This is a genomic window from Pseudomethylobacillus aquaticus, assembly GCF_003730115.1.
In the GTDB taxonomy this organism is placed as follows: domain Bacteria; phylum Pseudomonadota; class Gammaproteobacteria; order Burkholderiales; family Methylophilaceae; genus Pseudomethylobacillus; species Pseudomethylobacillus aquaticus.
Map to the genome: position 1 here is coordinate 115,139 of NZ_RJVP01000007.1, position 16,589 is coordinate 131,727.

The following is a 16,589-nucleotide window of genomic DNA, read 5'->3' on the forward strand; positions in this document are numbered from 1 at the left end:
CACCGCAGCCGGGAGATGGCTATGGCTGGAATCGGAAATCGTCATTTGGCTGAACAACATAGTGCTAAGAATATAGTGTTTTTCGGCCTGATTGGCAATATCAGGCCGCCTTGTATTTTTCTATCAGGGCGATAGTGTCTGGTCGGACTTGACTTCCAGTTTGCGCTGCAGCCACAGCACGTAGCCTGAGCCCGCATAGAAGATGGACACCGCGAACAGCACCTCGGGCGGACTGTAGGAGATCAGCACGAAGGCCAGCACGATCAGCAGCACCGCGATGAACGGCACGCTGCTACGCAAGTTGATGTCCTTGCCGCTGTAATAACGCAGGTCGCTGACCATGGACAAGCCAGCAAACACGGTGATGCCCCAGGCCAGCCATTTCATCTGGATCAGATCAAAGAACACAGCACGGCCGCTGACATCGTTCTCGAACGAGACCCACACCAGGCTGGCCAGCAAGGCCGCCGCCGCCGGGCTGGGCAAACCCTGAAAATAGCGCTTTTCACCGTCATCCAGCTTGGTATTGAAGCGCGCCAGCCGCAAGGCAGCGCAGGCGCAATAGATAAAGGCCGCGATCCAGCCCAGCTTGCCCATAGGCTTGAGTGCCCACACATACAGCACCAGCGCGGGCGCCACACCGAACGACACCATGTCAGACAAGCTGTCGTATTCGGCACCGAAGGCGCTTTGGGTGTTGGTGAGCCGCGCCACACGGCCATCCAGGCCGTCCAGCACCATGGCGATGAGGATCGCCACGGCAGCGTGCTCGAAGCGCCCGTTCATGGCCTGCACAATGGCATAGAAACCGGCGAACAAGGCCGCCGTGGTGAACAGGTTGGGCAGCAGATAGATGCCGCGCTCGCGCAGGCTGGGCTGCCCTGCAACAGGTTTGCGACGTTGACGCGGAGTGGCTTCGGCCATCGTGGAAGATTCCTCTTGAATTGCGCAGATTACAACATGGCTGGAACACAGCGACCACAGCCATGGCTAGTATAGCAAAGCGCTGTGATAGTATCGCGGCTTCAACTCAGAACCCGCATCATGCAATTTTCTTTACATCAGCAGGACGGTGCCGCACGCCGCGGCCAACTCGACCTGGTCCACGGTAGCGTGCAAACCCCGGCCTTCATGCCGGTCGGCACCTACGGTTCGGTCAAATCGCTGTCACCGCTGGAGATCCGCGACATCGGTGCACATATCGTGCTTGGCAACACCTTTCACCTGTGGCTGCGACCGGGGCTGGATGTCATCGCCGCTCACGGTGGCCTGCACCGCTTCATGGGCTGGGATGGTCCTATCCTGACTGATTCCGGCGGCTTCCAGGTATGGAGTCTGGGCGAGCTGCGCAAGATATCCGAACAAGGTGTCAAGTTCCGTTCGCCCATCAATGGCGACAGCTGCATGCTGACGCCGGAAGAATCCATGCGCATCCAGCGCGTGCTGAACTCCGACATCGTGATGATCTTCGACGAATGCACGCCCTACCCGGCCACTCATGAACAAGCCGCAGACTCCATGCGCTTGAGCCTGCGCTGGGCACGCCGCAGCAAGGACGCGCATGTGCGCTTCGGCAGCATGTCCATTGCCGAAGCAATGGGTATGCAAGACACGCAAACAATCCATGATGATGGGCAGCGAAATGCGTTGTTCGGCATCATTCAGGGTGGCATGTATGAAGACTTGCGCGACGAATCGCTAAGCGGCCTGACCGACATCGGCTTTGATGGCTATGCCATCGGCGGCCTGTCCGTGGGCGAACCCAAAGAAGATATGCTGCGCATCTTGGCGCACACGCCAGCGCGCATGCCTGCCGACAAACCACGCTATCTGATGGGAGTAGGCACGCCGGAAGACCTGGTGGCAGCGGTGCAAAGCGGCGTGGACATGTTCGACTGTGTGATGCCGACCCGCAACGCGCGCAACGGCTGGCTGTTCACGCGCTTTGGTGACATCAAGCTCAAGAATGCCCGCTATCGCCAGGACACCGGCCCGCTGGACCCGGATTGCAGCTGCTATACCTGCCGCAACTTCAGCCGCGCCTATCTGCACCATCTGCACAAGCTGGGCGAGATCCTGGGTGCCAGACTCAACACCCTCCATAACCTGCATTACTATCAGGAGCTCATGGCGGGCATGCGTTCTGCCATCGAGCAGCAACAATTGAGCCGCTTCGTCGCCCGCTTCCACCAGCAGCGGGCACAACTCAAGGGCGAAGCCTAAGCTTGTAAAGCATGGTCGCGTCCCCACTGTATGCTAGAATTTTTGTTTTTGATTGCCGCGCTCTGCCGCGAACCGCATTGATTTTCTTAAGAAAGGTATCCCATGCTGATTAGCACCGCTTACGCCAACACCGCTGCTGCCCCTGCGGCAGACTGGACCAGTTTTGTTCCTCTGGTCATCATCTTCGTGCTGTTCTGGTTCATGCTGATCCGTCCACAGATGAAGCAGGCCAAGGAGCAGCGCGCCATGATCGCGGCCCTGCAAAAGGGCGACGAAGTCGTGACCAGCAGCGGCATCCTGGGCAAAGTGGTCAAGGTGGGTGACAGCGTGGTCGATCTGGAAATCGCCACCGACACCATCATCCATGTACAAAAACCTAGCATCCAGACGCTGCTGCCCAAGGGCACCATCAAGGCGCTGTAATGCAACTCTGGCCGCACGCCCCTAGCATGCGGCCTCTCTTTCACCTTTCACGAGCCAGGCCATGAATCGCTATCCACTCTGGAAATACCTGCTAGTGCTGACCGCACTGGTACTCGGTGTGCTCTACTCCGTCCCTAACCTGTTTGGTGAAGCGCCTGCCGTACAAGTCAGCACCTCCAAAAACAACATCAGCCTGGATGCCGCGCTGATGGGGCAGGTGGAATCCACGCTGAAGCAAGCGAACATCGAATTCGACAATCTGTTCCTGGATGCCAATGGTGTGAAGGTGCGTTTCGACACACCAGAAACCCAGATCAAAGCCAAGGACGCCTTGCAAGCAGCGCTAGGCAACGATTATGTGATCGCACTGAACCTGGTGTCACGCTCGCCCAGCTGGCTCAGCAAACTGGGTGCGCTGCCCATGTACCTGGGTCTGGATCTGCGCGGCGGTGTGCATTTCCTGCTGGAAGTGAATATGCAGGCCGCGCTCACCCAAGCGGCGGAGCGCTATGCTGGTGATTTCCGCAGTGCCTTGCGCAAAGCGCGCATCAACTACAGCGGCATCAACCGTGAAGGCCAAACTGTCCAGATCCGCTTCCGCGACAGTGCAGAACTGGACAAGGCAAAAAAGATCATCAACCGCGATTACCCTGACCTGACCGTCAAGGAACAGGATAGCGGCAACGAAAAGATCCTGATCGCTTCCCTGAGCCTGGCATCACAAAAGCAGATCCAGGAATTCGCCCTCAAGCAGAACATCCAGACCCTGCACAACCGTATCAATGAACTGGGCGTAGCCGAACCCATCATCCAGCAGCAAGGGCTGGAACGCATCGTGGTGCAATTGCCTGGCGTGCAGGACACCGCCAAAGCCAAGGAGATCCTGGGGCGCACCGCTACGCTGGAGATCCGCATGGTGGATGAGGAAAAAACCGACCCGGTGACGCTGGAAAACGCCGCCAAGGGTCAGGTTCCGTTCGGTACCGAGTTCTTCAAACAGCGTAGCGGGGAACCCATCCTGATCAAAAAGAGCGTGGTGCTGACCGGTGACTACATCACCGACGCCGGCCCCGGTCTGGATCAGCAATCCGGTCAATCCGTGGTACACGTCTCGCTGGACAGCCGTGGTGCGGGCATCTTCAAGCAGGTCACGCGTGAGAACGTAGGCAAGCGCATGGCCATCCTGATCGTGGAAAAAGGCCAGGCTGAAGTGATCACCGCGCCGGTGATCCAGGAAGAGATCGGCGGTGGACGCGTGCAGATCTCCGGCATGGCCAATATCCGCGAAGCCACCGATGTGGCACTGCTGCTGCGCGCCGGCTCGTTGGCTGCGCCTATGGACATCATCGAAGAGCGTACCGTAGGCCCAAGCATGGGTGAAGCCAACATCGAGCGTGGTCGCCATTCCGTGCTGTGGGGCTTTGCTGCCATCGCCATCTTCATGATCGCCTATTACATGCTGTTCGGTACGGTATCGGTGCTGGCGCTGGGCATCAACCTGCTGTTGCTGGTCGCCCTGCTGTCCCTGCTGCAGGCCACCCTGACACTGCCCGGTATCGCCGCGATCGCACTGACACTGGGCATGGCCATCGACGCCAACGTGCTCATCAACGAACGCATCCGCGAAGAACTGGCGAATGGCAACACGCCGCAAGCTGCCATCAAGGCAGGTTACGACCGTGCTTTTGATACCATTCTGGACTCCAACGTGACCACCATGATCGCAGGCCTGGCCCTGTTCATGTTCGGCACTGGCCCGGTCAAGGGCTTTGCCGTGGTACACGTACTGGGCATCCTCACCTCGATGTTCAGTGCCGTGGTCGTGTCGCGTGCCGCCGTCAACCTGATCTACGGCTACCGCCGCAAGGTCAATAAACTTTCCATCGGCTGATCGCCGCCCCCACCTCTAGAGCAGACATCATGGAATTTTTCAGAATCAAAAAAGACATCCCGTTCATGAGCTACGGGCGTCTGACGACAGCGATCTCGCTGATCACCTTCATCCTGGCCGTGTTGTTCCTGGCGACCCGCGGCCTGCATCTGGGCGTGGACTTCACGGGCGGCACCATGATGGAAGTGAGCTATCCGCAAGCCGCTGACATCGGCAAGATCCGCGGCGCCATCGACCAGCTGGGCCTGGGTGAAGTCACTGTGCAGAACTTCGGCTCCAGCCGCGATGTGCTGATACGTCTGCCCGTCAAAGCAGGCTTGAGCAGTGCACAATTGTCCGAGCAGGTGTTGACGGCGCTCAAACAGGCCGACAGCAGCGTGACCATGAGCCGCGTGGAGTTCGTCGGGCCACAGGTAGGTAAAGAGTTGTTCGAGAACGGCGCGCTGGCACTGTTGCTGGTTGCCGTCGGCATCATGCTGTACCTGGCCATGCGCTTCGAATGGCGCTTTGCCGTCGCGGCCATCATCGCCAACATGCATGACGTGGTCATCATCCTGGGCTTCTTCGCGTTCTTCCAGTGGGAGTTCAATCTGACCGTGCTGGCGGCGGTACTGGCGGTACTGGGTTACTCGGTGAACGAGTCGGTGGTGGTGTTCGACCGTGTACGCGAAAACTTCCGCAAGATGCGCAAGGCTGCGGTCACCACCGTGATCGACAATGCCATCACCCGCACTATGTCGCGTACCATCATCACCCACTTTTCCACCCAGCTGATGGTGTTGTCCATGCTGCTGTTCGGTGGCGAAGTGCTGCATAACTTCTCGCTGGCACTCACTATCGGCATCCTGTTCGGCATCTATTCCTCGGTGCTGGTCGCCTGCCCGGTGGCCATGTACCTGGGCGTATCGCGCGAGAACCTGATCACCGGTGCAGAGAAAAAACCTCAGGAAGACCCACTGCCCTGAACCCGCGTCAGCCGCCCGGCACACGGGCGGCTTGACAGCTAGCCCCGCTCCGCAGAAACTGGAGCCCTTTAGTACTCACGTCAGTCAGCCTTGGACGAAATCCCCTTAAGCTGGCAGCTCGGTGCTCTCGCCGTGCTGCTGTTGATCTCCGCCTTTTTTTCCATCGCCGAAACCAGCCTGATGTCGCTCAACCGCTATCGGTTGCGTCATCTCGCCAGCAACGGTCATCGCGGCGCGCGCCTGGCCAGTGTGTTGCTGGCCAAAACCGACAAGCTGCTGGGTGTGATCCTGCTAGGCAACAACTTTGCCAATGCGGCCTCTGCAACGCTGGTCGCGCTGATCACGGTCGAACTGTTCGGCGAAGGCGAGTGGGTGGTGATGCTGGGCACCCTCACCGTCACCTTCTTCATTCTGGTGTTCAGCGAGATCTCCCCCAAGATCATCGCGGCGGCCTATGCCGAAAAACTGGCATTCGGCTGCAGCTATGTGCTCTACCCGCTGCTCAAGGTGGCTTACCCGGCGGTCTGGTTCGTCAACCTGTTCGTGAACGCTCTGCTGCGCCTGCTCGGCATCAAGATCAACTTCGCTGAGACCTCGCATGCCATCACCATGGAGGAGCTGCGCAGCATCGTCAGCGACGCCGGCAGCTACATCCCCAAGAAACACCGCACCATTCTGCTGAATCTGTTCGATCTGGAAAAAGCCAGCGTGGATGACGTGATGACCGCGCACACGCAGATCGAGAGCATCGATTTCGACGCCCCCATCGACGACATCCTGCAGCAGATCTCCAGCAGCCACCACACCCGCCTGCCGGTACGTCAGGGCCCGAATGAAGACATCATCGGCATCCTGCATCTGCGCAAGGTGATGAATCAGATGCGTGATGCCGGCACGCTGGATATGGAGGCGTTGCGCGAGATCCTCGCGCCACCCTACTTCATCCCCAGTGGCACCGCCTTGTACACGCAGATCCAGCAATTCCAGGAACACCAGCAACGCATCGCGCTGGTGGTGGACGAATATGGCGAACTGAAAGGCCTGGTCACACTCGAAGACATACTGGAAGAAGTAATCGGTGACTTCACCACCCAGTCACCGATGCGCAGCAGCAAGTACCATCAGGAAGAAGACGGCAGCTGGCTGGTAGATGGCAGCAGCAGCCTGCGCGACCTGAACAAAAAGCTGCATCTGCAATTGCCACTGGAAGGGCCACGTACGCTGAACGGTTTGATACTGGAACATTTCGAGGACATCCCCGAACCCGGCACCAGTTTCCGCATCGCCAAGCATCGCTTTGAAGTGATCCAGGTGCAAGACCGTATCGTCAAAAGTGTGCGCATCCACCCCTGAGGCCCAGCCTGGCGAGCGGCGTATCTGCTGCTGACGGGATGTCTGCGGGCGCTAGTCAACATCAGCAGAATTAAACTGCATACGCATGCCTGATTCAGGCTTGAAAATTTCTCGATTCGGCTCAAAATACAGACATGGCAAGCACCAAACATCAAGACAGCAATCTCGCCGAACTGGCAAAAACCAAACCGCCAGCACTATACAACGTCATGCTGCTGAACGACGACTACACGCCGATGGAGTTCGTGGTCGAGGTGATACAGCGCTTTTTCGGAAAAAGCCGCGAACAAGCAACGCAAATCATGCTCAAAGTACATACCGAGGGCATGGGCGTATGCGGTGTCTATCCACATGGCATCGCTGAAACGAAAACGAATCAGGTTCTGACGCATGCACGTGAGCATCAGCACCCCCTGCAATGTACGATGGAAGAAGCTTGAAGAAAGTCGAGGCAGTTGAATGATTGCGCAAGAACTGGAAGTCTCTCTGCATATGGCCTTCATGGACGCCCGCCAGAAGCGCCATGAACTGATCACGGTCGAGCACCTGCTGCTGGCCATGATCGACAACCCGACCGCAGCCGAAGTGCTGCGTGCCTGCGGTGCCAACCTCGATCAGCTGCGTCGCGAACTGACGCGTTACATCGAAGAACATACCCCGCTGGTGGCTGGCACTGAAGAAGTCGACACCCAACCCACGCTGGGCTTCCAGCGTGTGATCCAGCGCGCCATCCTGCATGTGCAATCCTCCGGCAAGAAGGAAGTCACCGGCGCCAATGTGCTGGTCGCTATCTATGGCGAAAAAGACTCGCACGCGGTGTTCTTCCTGCACCAGCAGGGCGTCACCCGTCTCGACATCGTCAACTTCATCTCGCATGGCGTCGCCAAGGTGGCAGATGGCAGCAATGCCAAGCGCAGTGAAACCGAGCAGGAAAACGACACCGAAGCCACGCCGGCTGGTGCGCTGGAGAACTTCACCCAGAACCTGAACCAGCAAGTGCTGGCTGGCAAGATCGACCCGCTGATCGGCCGCGACCACGAACTGGAACGCGTGATCCAGACCCTGTGCCGCCGCCGCAAGAACAACCCGCTGCTGGTCGGTGAGGCTGGTGTAGGCAAGACCGCAATCGCCGAAGGGCTGGCGCGCCGTATCGTGGAAGGCAATGTGCCCGACGTGCTGGCCAATGCCACCATCTATTCGCTGGACATGGGCGCCCTGCTGGCGGGGACCAAGTACCGTGGTGATTTCGAGCAACGTCTCAAAGCCGTGATGAAAAAGCTGGGCGAGCAGGCAGACGCCGTGCTGTTCATCGATGAGATCCACACCCTGATCGGGGCCGGTGCGGCCAGCGGCGGTACACTGGACGCTTCCAATCTGCTCAAGCCTGCCTTGTCCAACGGCTCGCTGAAGTGCATAGGCGCGACCACTTACCAGGAATACCGTGGCATCTTCGAGAAAGATCACGCCCTGTCACGCCGCTTCCAGAAGATCGACGTGAACGAGCCCAGCGTGGCGGAGACCGTGGAGATCCTCAAGGGTCTCAAGTCACGTTTCGAAGCGCATCACAGCGTGAAATACACGACGTCTGCACTCAGCACGGCAGCCGAACTGTCGGCCAAATACATCAATGACAGACACCTGCCGGACAAGGCCATCGATGTCATCGACGAGGCCGGTGCTGCGCAGCGCATCCTGCCCAAATCCAAGCAGAAAAAAGTCATCGGCAACAAAGAGATTGAAGACATCATCGCCAAGATCGCGCGCATCCCGCCGCGCAACATCTCGTCGGACGATCGCAACGCCCTGAAGACACTGGATCGTGACCTGAAAAGCGTGGTATTCGGCCAGGACAAGGCCATCGACGCACTGGCTTCCGCCATCAAGATGGCACGTAGCGGCCTGGGCAACACCCAGAAGCCGATCGGCTCCTTCCTGTTCTCCGGGCCCACCGGCGTGGGCAAGACCGAAGTCGCGCGCCAACTGGCTTACACGCTGGGTATCGAACTGATCCGCTTCGACATGTCCGAGTACATGGAACGTCATGCCGTGTCGCGCCTGATCGGTGCGCCGCCGGGCTATGTGGGCTTCGATCAGGGCGGCCTGCTCACCGAAGCCATCACCAAGCAGCCATACAGCGTGTTACTGCTGGATGAGATCGAAAAAGCACATCCGGATATCTTCAACATTCTGCTGCAAGTGATGGATCACGGTACGCTGACCGACAACAACGGCCGCAAGGCGGATTTCCGCAATGTGACCATCATCATGACCACCAATGCCGGCGCGGAGGCCATTTCCAAAACCAGCATAGGCTTCACGCTGGGCAGCAGTGCGGGAGATGAACTGGCCGACATCAAGCGCCTGTTCACGCCAGAGTTCCGCAACCGTCTGGATGCCATCGTGTCGTTCGCGCCGCTGAGCGCTGACATCATCATGCGCGTGGTGGACAAGTTCCTGATCCAGCTGGAAGATCAGCTGCACGAGAAGAAAGTGGACGCCAGCTTCACCGATGCCTTGAAAGCCTATCTGGCCAAGAAGGGCTTCGACCCGCTGATGGGTGCCCGCCCGATGGCACGCCTGATCCAGGACACCATACGTCGTGGTTTGGCAGACGAGCTACTGTTCGGACGACTGGCCAATGGCGGTGCTGTGATCGTCGACATCGACGAGAACCAGCAGCTCAAGCTGGTGTTCGAGCAAGCGGAAGAAAGCGCAGCGCCCAGCGTCGCCTGACTTCCGTCTGCAGACGGGATTCCAGCCTGCAGATTGCAATGCAACAAAAGCCGCATCCCGCCCCTAGGCCTGATGCGGCTTTTTTATGCCTGCATGCGCTATCGCTACCTTAGTGATCTGCCGGCGGGATGAGCAAGGAAGCGGGCTGCCCGGCTTGCCAGGTGGGCAATTTCACCATGATGTGCTCGAACAGCGCGCTTTGCAGCCAGCCGGTCAGCCAGCCACGCAACTGTGGATAAGGTGCCTCTGAAAACCATGCGGTATCCACCATGGCAAATTGCCGGACGAAGGGGAAGACGGCGACATCGGCCCAACTGGCCGTGTTGCCCAGCAACTGAGCATGTGACTGCAAACGCAGCTCCAGCTTGTGCAGGAACTGCTCGCCAGCAGCCCGCTGTTCCTGTGCGGATGGGCCAGGATGACGTTGCGGATACTTGTAACCATCCAGTGCGCGCTTGAAGTCGGTGTCGTTCTCGTCCACCAAGGCATCCGCGCGTTGAAGATCACCACTCGACGCCGCTTTTAACCAGCCTTGCGGGTCGGCCTGCCGCAGCGCCCAGGCCATGATGCTGCGGCTCTGATCGATGACGGTGCCGTCCTCCAGCACCAGCACCGGCACGGTCGCTTTGGGCGAAGCGGCCAGCAACTCGGCAGGTTTGTCTCGCAAGGCGATCTCGCGCACTTCCACCTGCGTCCCGCTGACATACAAGGCCATGCGTGCCCGCATGGCATACGGACAACGTCGATACGAATAAAGCACGGGGCGCATCAGCAGTTCGCAAGCAACAGCAAGTCCGATAGCAACCCTGGCTTAGCCCAGTGCCCGGCAGGCTTCGCGCACCAGCGCCGGGCCACGATACACCAGGCCACTATACAACTGCACCAGGCTGGCGCCCGCTGCGACCTTCTCGGCGGCATCTTCCCCAGTCAGGATGCCACCCACGCCAATGATGGGTAGCGCGCCCTGCAGACGTGACGCCAGTTGCCGGATCACCAGGTTGGACGCTTCACGCACCGGCGCGCCGGACAGGCCGCCCGTCTCGGTGGCATTGCTCATGCCTTCGACCTTGGCACGGGACAGGGTGGTGTTGGTGGCGATGACGCCATCGAACTGATGTTGCATGAGCAGATCAGCGATTTCGTTGATCTGCTCTGATTCCAGATCTGGCGCGATCTTGAGCGCGATCGGCACATAACGGCCGTAACGCTGGCTGAGATCGGTTTGCGCCTGTTTCAATGCCGCCAGCAAGGCGGACAACGCGTCCTTCTCTTGCAAAGCACGCAGGTTCTTGGTGTTGGGTGAAGAGATGTTGACGGTGACATAACTGGCCTGAGCATACACTTTGCGCAGACACAGCAGGTAGTCATCCACCGCACGCTCGTTGGGCGTATCGAAATTCTTGCCGATATTGATGCCCAGGATGCCGCGGTAGTTGGCCGCACGCACGTTCGCCAGCAGCTGGTCCACGCCCAGATTATTGAAGCCGAACCGGTTGATCACGCCCTGCGCCTCTACAACGCGGAACAAGCGCGGCTTGGGGTTACCAGGCTGCGGGCGCGGCGTGATGGTGCCCACTTCGATAAAGCCGAACCCCAGCGCGGCCAGACCATCGATATAGGCCGCATTCTTGTCCAGCCCGGCGGCCAGGCCGACAGGATTTGGAAAAGTAATGCCCATCACGCTGCGTGGCTGACAGACCGGCGGCTTGGCCAGCAAACCGAGCAAACCGGCTTTTTCTGCGACACGCAGGCTTTTCAGGGTCAGGTCGTGGGCTTGTTCAGCATCCAGCTGGAACAACAGGGGTCGGGCGAGTGCATAAATGGTCATGACACAATTTTACTGGATAAACCGCCATACAGACTCAGTGCGCGCTGCTGCCAGCGAGTTTTTCCAGTGCGTCGGCCTGTTTGACCTCGATATGGCCACGCCCCAGGCTGACCCAGCCTTTCTGTTCGAAACGCTTGAGCTGACGACTGACCACTTCACGCGCGGTGCCCAGGTCATCGGCGATCTGTTGGTGGGTACGGGTCAGCTGCGGGCCACTGGTCTCCAGCAGCAGTTTGGCCAGCCGCGCATCCAGGCTATGAAAGGCCACCTCGTCCAGCAACACGATCAGGTCACTGATCAGTGCGCCATAGTTTTCCATCACAAAGCGACGGAACACCGCTGAGTCTATCATCAGTTGGTTGAATGCGGGCGCAGGCACGATCACATCGCGGATCGGCTCCTCCACCACGGTAGAAGCCGGGTAATCACTGCGCCCCAGCAGGCAAGTGGTGGTCAGCACACAGGTCTCGCCTGCCGCCACCCGGTACAGCACGATCTCGCGGCCACCGGAAGACAGCTTGTAGACACGCGAACGTCCGGCCAGCCTCAGCACGTAGGCGTTACATGGCATGCCCTCGCTGTAGCCTATGGTGCCGACTGGCGCTTCGACGATGCGCGCAGATTTGGCCAGCATGACACGCGCCTCCGGTTCCAGTTGGGTCAGTTGCGGGAATTGATTGAGCCAGTCCAGTGCATCCATACGCCATCTCCTGTCATTTCCGCGCCGGCGGATATTGTTTGTTTACTGTTATTCTTTTGTGGTGGGCTGGGCTTGTAAAGCTTGCAACATGGCCAAGCCGAAACCGACACCGAAACCGGTCACATCGCTACCGACGGCGCCCAATCCACCCTTGCGCCGTGCTGCCGACAGATCCACATGCAGCCAGGGCACATCGCCCTCGATAAAAGTCGACAGGAAACGTGCCGCCAGAATGTGGTCTGCCTCGCCATCCAGCGTGCATTGCTTGATGTCGGCCACCTCACTGTCCAGGTCCTCGTCGTAATCCGCGTCGAACGGAAAGGCATTGACGCGCTCGCCACTGCTGTGACCGGCGCCCAGCGCTTTGCATAACAGTGCAGGCTGATTAGCGATGACACCGCTGTAACGGTCGCCCAGTGCCGTGATCATGCTGCCGGTCAAGGTGGCGAAATCCATCATGAACTCCGGCTTGCCACGTGAGGCCAGCGTCAATGTATCCGCCAGCACCATGCGCCCTTCCGCATCGGTATGCATGATCTCGATGGTGCGGCCATTGAGCGCCGTCACCACATCATTCTGTTTATAGGCTTTAGGCCCGATATGGTTCTGGGCGATGGCCAGCCAGCCATCCAGCTGCATGGGCAGTGCCGTCTGGGTGGCCGCTTGCAGCAGACCCAGCACCACCGCCGAGCCGTTCATGTCTTCGTGCATATTGAGCATGTAGCGTGCTGGCTTGAGGTTGTGACCACCGGTATCGAAACAGATGCCTTTGCCCACCAGCGCCACTTTGGGCACGGACGAGGCCGGCACATCTGACATCGGATTAGGTACATATCGCAGATGCACGATGGCGGCATCTTCAGGCTCTGAACCTTGCCCTACTGCAACGAACGCACCTGCCCCCATGGCACGCAGCGCTGGCACATCGTATTCGGTGATCTCCCAGCCATGCTCGCTGGCCAGACTGCGGATGCGTTCGCGGTACAGGGTGGGCGTAAGCAGATTGGGCGGCAACACGGTCAGCGAGCGCGTAAGCAGATTCCCCGCCGCTTGCGCCAGCAAGCTGGCATAGCCGTCTGGCTGCTCCCAGCCCTGCACATGTATCGTCTCCAACACCGGAGGCGTCTCTTTGTGTTTGCTCTGGCTCTTGCGGCTGGGAAGCTCAGCCGCATTGACAGCCGCCACATAAACTGCCGCCTGCGCTGCCGCTGCACGCTCCTGCTCTGAGCCCAGCACCACGATGGTCAATGCTGCCGGATGCTCATCCAGCAAGGGTTTCAGCGCCTTGCGCAGCTGGGTATGACGCTGGAATGGTGTGGACGCCTGATCCAGCACCAGCCAGCGCTGCAGACCACCAGCAGGGGTCTCCAGCGTGAGTGCGTTTTTGGCAAGCTCGGCATACTGCATGCGCGCGCGCGCAAGACGGATCTGCAATTGCGACTGTCCGGGAAAATGCTCTGGCATGGTCACTGGCAGCACAATCAGCGCGTGCGCTGTTGAGTCTGTCAGTTTTTCTGCAGATAACGTAGCAGACTGAACAATTCGTATCGCCATCAAAATCCTCTAAAAGCTAATAAATACAAGACTTACCGGCAAATTCAGTATTTTTCACATAACGGCAAAAACTTGACCGTATGGTGCAAAATAGACAATATTACGACTTAGCAAAACCGCGTTTTATTTCAGTGCAAATGCAGTGAACCAATTATACGCAAGCTTGTTTGCACCCGCTGTGTCGAATACTTGTTTCGACGATTCGAAGCCCATAAAGGTTTATCGAGATTTCCTCAGTTTTCCCCGGAGAATATTACATGGCATTCACCCCCGATACTGACCCGCAAGAGACACACGAGTGGCTTGATGCCATCGATGCGGTGCTGGAACAGGAGGGCCCCGAGCGTGCTCACTTTTTGCTCGAAACCTTGATCGACAAAGCCAGACGCTCTGGCGCTTACCTGCCTTACAGCGCCACCACGGCGTACGTGAATTCGATTCCCACCCATTTGCAGCAACGCCTGCCCGGCAATCCGGACATGGAGCGCCGCATTCGCGCCCTGATCCGCTGGAACGCCATCATGACCGTGCTGCGTGCCAATGAGAAGTCGCCGGGTGTAGGCGGTCACATCGCCAGCTTCCAGTCTGCGGCAACCTTGTATGACGTGGGTTTCAACCACTTTTTCCGCGCGGCGAATGAAAACTTCGGCGGTGACTGTATCTACTTCCAGGGCCACTCTTCTCCCGGCGTTTATGCGCGCGCCTTCCTGGAAGGCCGTATCAGTGAAGAGCAACTGGACAATTTCCGCCAGGAAACCGGCGGCAACGGCATCTCCAGCTATCCGCACCCCTGGTTGATGCCGGATTTCTGGCAGTTCCCTACCGTTTCCATGGGTCTGGGACCATTGGCCGGTATCTATCAGGCACGTTTCCTTAAGTACATCCACGATCGCGGCATTGCTGACACCAGCGACCGTAAAGTGTGGGTGTTCTGTGGTGACGGCGAGATGGACGAGCCGGAATCGCAAGGCGCGATCTCGCTGGCCTCCCGTGAAAAGCTCGACAATCTGATCTTCGTGATCAACTGTAACCTGCAGCGTCTGGATGGACCGGTGCGTGGCAACGGCAAGATCATTCAGGAGCTGGAATCCAACTTCCGTGGCTCTGGCTGGAATGTGCTGAAAGTGATCTGGGGTTCCTATTGGGACCCATTGCTGGCCATGGACAAGGACGGCCTGCTCAAGAAGCGCATGGAAGAGTGCGTGGACGGCGAATACCAGAACTTCAAGGCCAAGGGCGGCGCTTACACGCGTGAACACTTCTTCGGCAAATATCCGGAGCTCAAGGAAATGGTGGCGGCCATGTCGGATGCGGACATCTGGCGCCTGAACCGTGGCGGCCACGATCCGCACAAGGTGTACGCTGCTTATGCGGCAGCCACCCAGCACAAGGGTCAGCCTACCGTGATCCTGGCCAAGACCGTCAAGGGTTATGGCATGGGCGAAGCGGGTGAAGGCCAAAACATCACCCACCAGCAGAAGAGCATGGATATCGACTCACTGAAGAAATTCCGTGACCGCTTCGACCTGCCGCTCACTGACGAGCAAGTGGAAAGCCTGTCCTACTACAAACCCGCTGCAGACTCTCCAGAGATGCAATACATGGCCGAGCGCAGTGCTGCCATGGGTGGACATGTGCCGTCGCGTCGTCGCAAGGGCAATGAACTGACAGTGCCCGAGTTATCCGCCTTCGAGAACATGCTGGGCGCGACCGGTGAGCGTGAGATCTCCACCACCATGGCGTTCGTACGCATCTTGTCCACCCTGGTGCGCGACAAGAAGATCGGCAAATATGTGGTGCCTATCGTCCCGGACGAAGCGCGTACCTTTGGTATGGAAGGCATGTTCCGTCAATTGGGCATCTACTCCTCCGTTGGCCAGCTGTACGAGCCCATGGATTCCGATCAAGTGATGTTCTACAAGGAATCCAAGGACGGCCAGATCCTGGAAGAAGGCATCAACGAAGCCGGTTCCTTCGCCAGCTGGCTGGCCGCGGCCACGTCTTACAGCGTTACCGGCACGCAGATGATCCCGTTCTACATCTACTATTCGATGTTCGGCTTCCAGCGTATCGGCGACTTTGCCTGGGCCGCTGGCGATAGCCGCGCACGTGGCTTCCTGCTCGGTGCGACGGCCGGTCGTACCACGCTTAACGGCGAAGGCCTGCAGCACGAGGATGGTCACAGCCACCTGATGTCCGCCACCATTCCGAACTGCATCTCCTATGACCCGACCTTCGCTTACGAACTGGCCGTGATCATCCAGGAAGGCCTGCGCCGCATGGTGCAGAACCAGGAAGATGTGTACTACTACATCACCCTCATGAACGAGAACTACAGTCACCCGGCCATGCCGGAAGGCAGTGCCGAGGGCATCCTCAAAGGCATGTATCCGTTCTCGGCCTCCAAGGCCAAGGGCCCCAAGGTGCAACTGCTGGGCAGTGGCGTGATCCTGCGTGAAGTCATCGCTGCGGCTGAACTGCTGGAGAAGGACTGGGGCGTGGCCGCCGATGTATTCAGCGTCACCAGCTTCACCGAGCTGCGCCGTGAGGGTCTGGATATCGAGCGCTGGAACCTGCTCAATCCGGATCAGCCACAAAAGATCAGCTATGTGACCGCATGCCTGGGCAAATCCGATGCTCCTGTGATCGCCTCCACCGATTACATGCGCTCGTTTGCAGATCAGATCCGCAACTTCATCCCGCAGCGCTTCGTCGCCCTGGGGACAGATGGCTATGGCCGCTCCGACTCGCGTGAAGCGCTACGCAGCTTCTTTGAAGTGGACCGTTACTACGTGGTGCTGGCAGCCCTGAAAGCGCTGGCGGATGATGGCAAACTGCCTGCAGCCAAGGCTGCAGAAGCGATCAAGAAGTACCAGATCAACACGCAACGCCCTAACCCGACCACGGTTTAATCCGAGA

Annotated in this window: 13 protein-coding genes; 8 read left to right on the forward strand and 5 right to left on the reverse strand. The window is 58.6% G+C overall.

Going from position 1 to position 16,589, the window contains the following annotated elements; translation table 11 throughout:
- Positions 1 to 123: 123 nt before the first annotated feature.
- Positions 124 to 924, reverse strand: a complete 801-nt coding sequence (gene pssA, locus ED236_RS11560; RefSeq protein WP_123238139.1) for a CDP-diacylglycerol--serine O-phosphatidyltransferase — start codon at positions 922 to 924, stop codon at positions 124 to 126.
- A 120-nt stretch (positions 925 to 1,044) separates the two neighbouring features.
- Between pssA and tgt the strand changes: the two genes are divergently transcribed.
- The 7 genes from tgt (at position 1,045) to clpA (ending at position 9,588) form a co-directional block, all read left to right on the forward strand.
- On the forward strand, positions 1,045 to 2,223 hold the full coding sequence (tgt, locus tag ED236_RS11565; protein WP_123238140.1) for a tRNA guanosine(34) transglycosylase Tgt: 1,179 nt from the start codon (positions 1,045 to 1,047) through the stop codon (positions 2,221 to 2,223).
- 102 nt (positions 2,224 to 2,325) lie between these two features.
- The gene (gene yajC, locus ED236_RS11570; RefSeq protein ID WP_123238141.1) at positions 2,326 to 2,646 is read left to right on the forward strand and encodes a preprotein translocase subunit YajC; all 321 of its coding nucleotides are present in this window, start codon (positions 2,326 to 2,328) and stop codon (positions 2,644 to 2,646) included.
- A 61-nt stretch (positions 2,647 to 2,707) separates the two neighbouring features.
- Positions 2,708 to 4,537: a protein translocase subunit SecD gene (gene secD / locus ED236_RS11575; RefSeq protein ID WP_123238142.1), complete on the forward strand. Its 1,830-nt coding sequence runs from the start codon at positions 2,708 to 2,710 to the stop codon at positions 4,535 to 4,537.
- Between the two features lie 29 nt (positions 4,538 to 4,566).
- Positions 4,567 to 5,502 (forward strand): protein translocase subunit SecF, encoded by a 936-nt coding sequence (secF, locus tag ED236_RS11580; RefSeq protein ID WP_123238143.1) that lies wholly within the window; start codon positions 4,567 to 4,569, stop codon positions 5,500 to 5,502.
- A 90-nt stretch (positions 5,503 to 5,592) separates the two neighbouring features.
- Positions 5,593 to 6,855, forward strand: a complete 1,263-nt coding sequence (locus ED236_RS11585) for an HlyC/CorC family transporter (RefSeq protein ID WP_123238144.1) — start codon at positions 5,593 to 5,595, stop codon at positions 6,853 to 6,855.
- Positions 6,856 to 6,989: 134 nt separating this feature from the next.
- On the forward strand, positions 6,990 to 7,295 hold the full coding sequence (gene clpS / locus ED236_RS11590; protein ID WP_123238145.1) for an ATP-dependent Clp protease adapter ClpS: 306 nt from the start codon (positions 6,990 to 6,992) through the stop codon (positions 7,293 to 7,295).
- Positions 7,296 to 7,314: 19 nt separating this feature from the next.
- Complete coding sequence (gene clpA, locus ED236_RS11595) at positions 7,315 to 9,588, forward strand: ATP-dependent Clp protease ATP-binding subunit ClpA (protein ID WP_123238146.1); 2,274 nt, start codon at positions 7,315 to 7,317, stop codon at positions 9,586 to 9,588.
- A gap of 109 nt (positions 9,589 to 9,697) precedes the next feature.
- Here the strand turns inward: clpA and ED236_RS11600 are convergent, their stop codons facing one another.
- Genes ED236_RS11600 through ED236_RS11615 form a run of 4 tightly spaced genes read right to left on the reverse strand, consistent with a single transcriptional unit; the run spans position 9,698 to position 13,670 of the window.
- The gene (locus ED236_RS11600) at positions 9,698 to 10,357 is read right to left on the reverse strand and encodes a glutathione S-transferase (RefSeq protein WP_123238147.1); all 660 of its coding nucleotides are present in this window, start codon (positions 10,355 to 10,357) and stop codon (positions 9,698 to 9,700) included.
- 42 nt (positions 10,358 to 10,399) lie between these two features.
- Positions 10,400 to 11,416 (reverse strand): quinone-dependent dihydroorotate dehydrogenase, encoded by a 1,017-nt coding sequence (locus ED236_RS11605; protein WP_123238148.1) that lies wholly within the window; start codon positions 11,414 to 11,416, stop codon positions 10,400 to 10,402.
- 34 nt (positions 11,417 to 11,450) lie between these two features.
- Entirely contained in the window at positions 11,451 to 12,116 is a 666-nt protein-coding gene (locus ED236_RS11610) for a Crp/Fnr family transcriptional regulator (protein WP_123238149.1), read from the reverse strand.
- A gap of 48 nt (positions 12,117 to 12,164) precedes the next feature.
- Positions 12,165 to 13,670, reverse strand: a complete 1,506-nt coding sequence (locus tag ED236_RS11615) for a M17 family metallopeptidase (RefSeq protein ID WP_123238150.1) — start codon at positions 13,668 to 13,670, stop codon at positions 12,165 to 12,167.
- A 257-nt stretch (positions 13,671 to 13,927) separates the two neighbouring features.
- On the opposite strand from ED236_RS11615, the gene aceE reads away from it, so the two are divergent.
- A complete protein-coding gene (gene aceE, locus ED236_RS11620; protein WP_123238151.1) occupies positions 13,928 to 16,582 on the forward strand; it encodes a pyruvate dehydrogenase (acetyl-transferring), homodimeric type in 2,655 nt (884 codons plus the stop codon).
- Positions 16,583 to 16,589 lie beyond the last annotated feature (7 nt).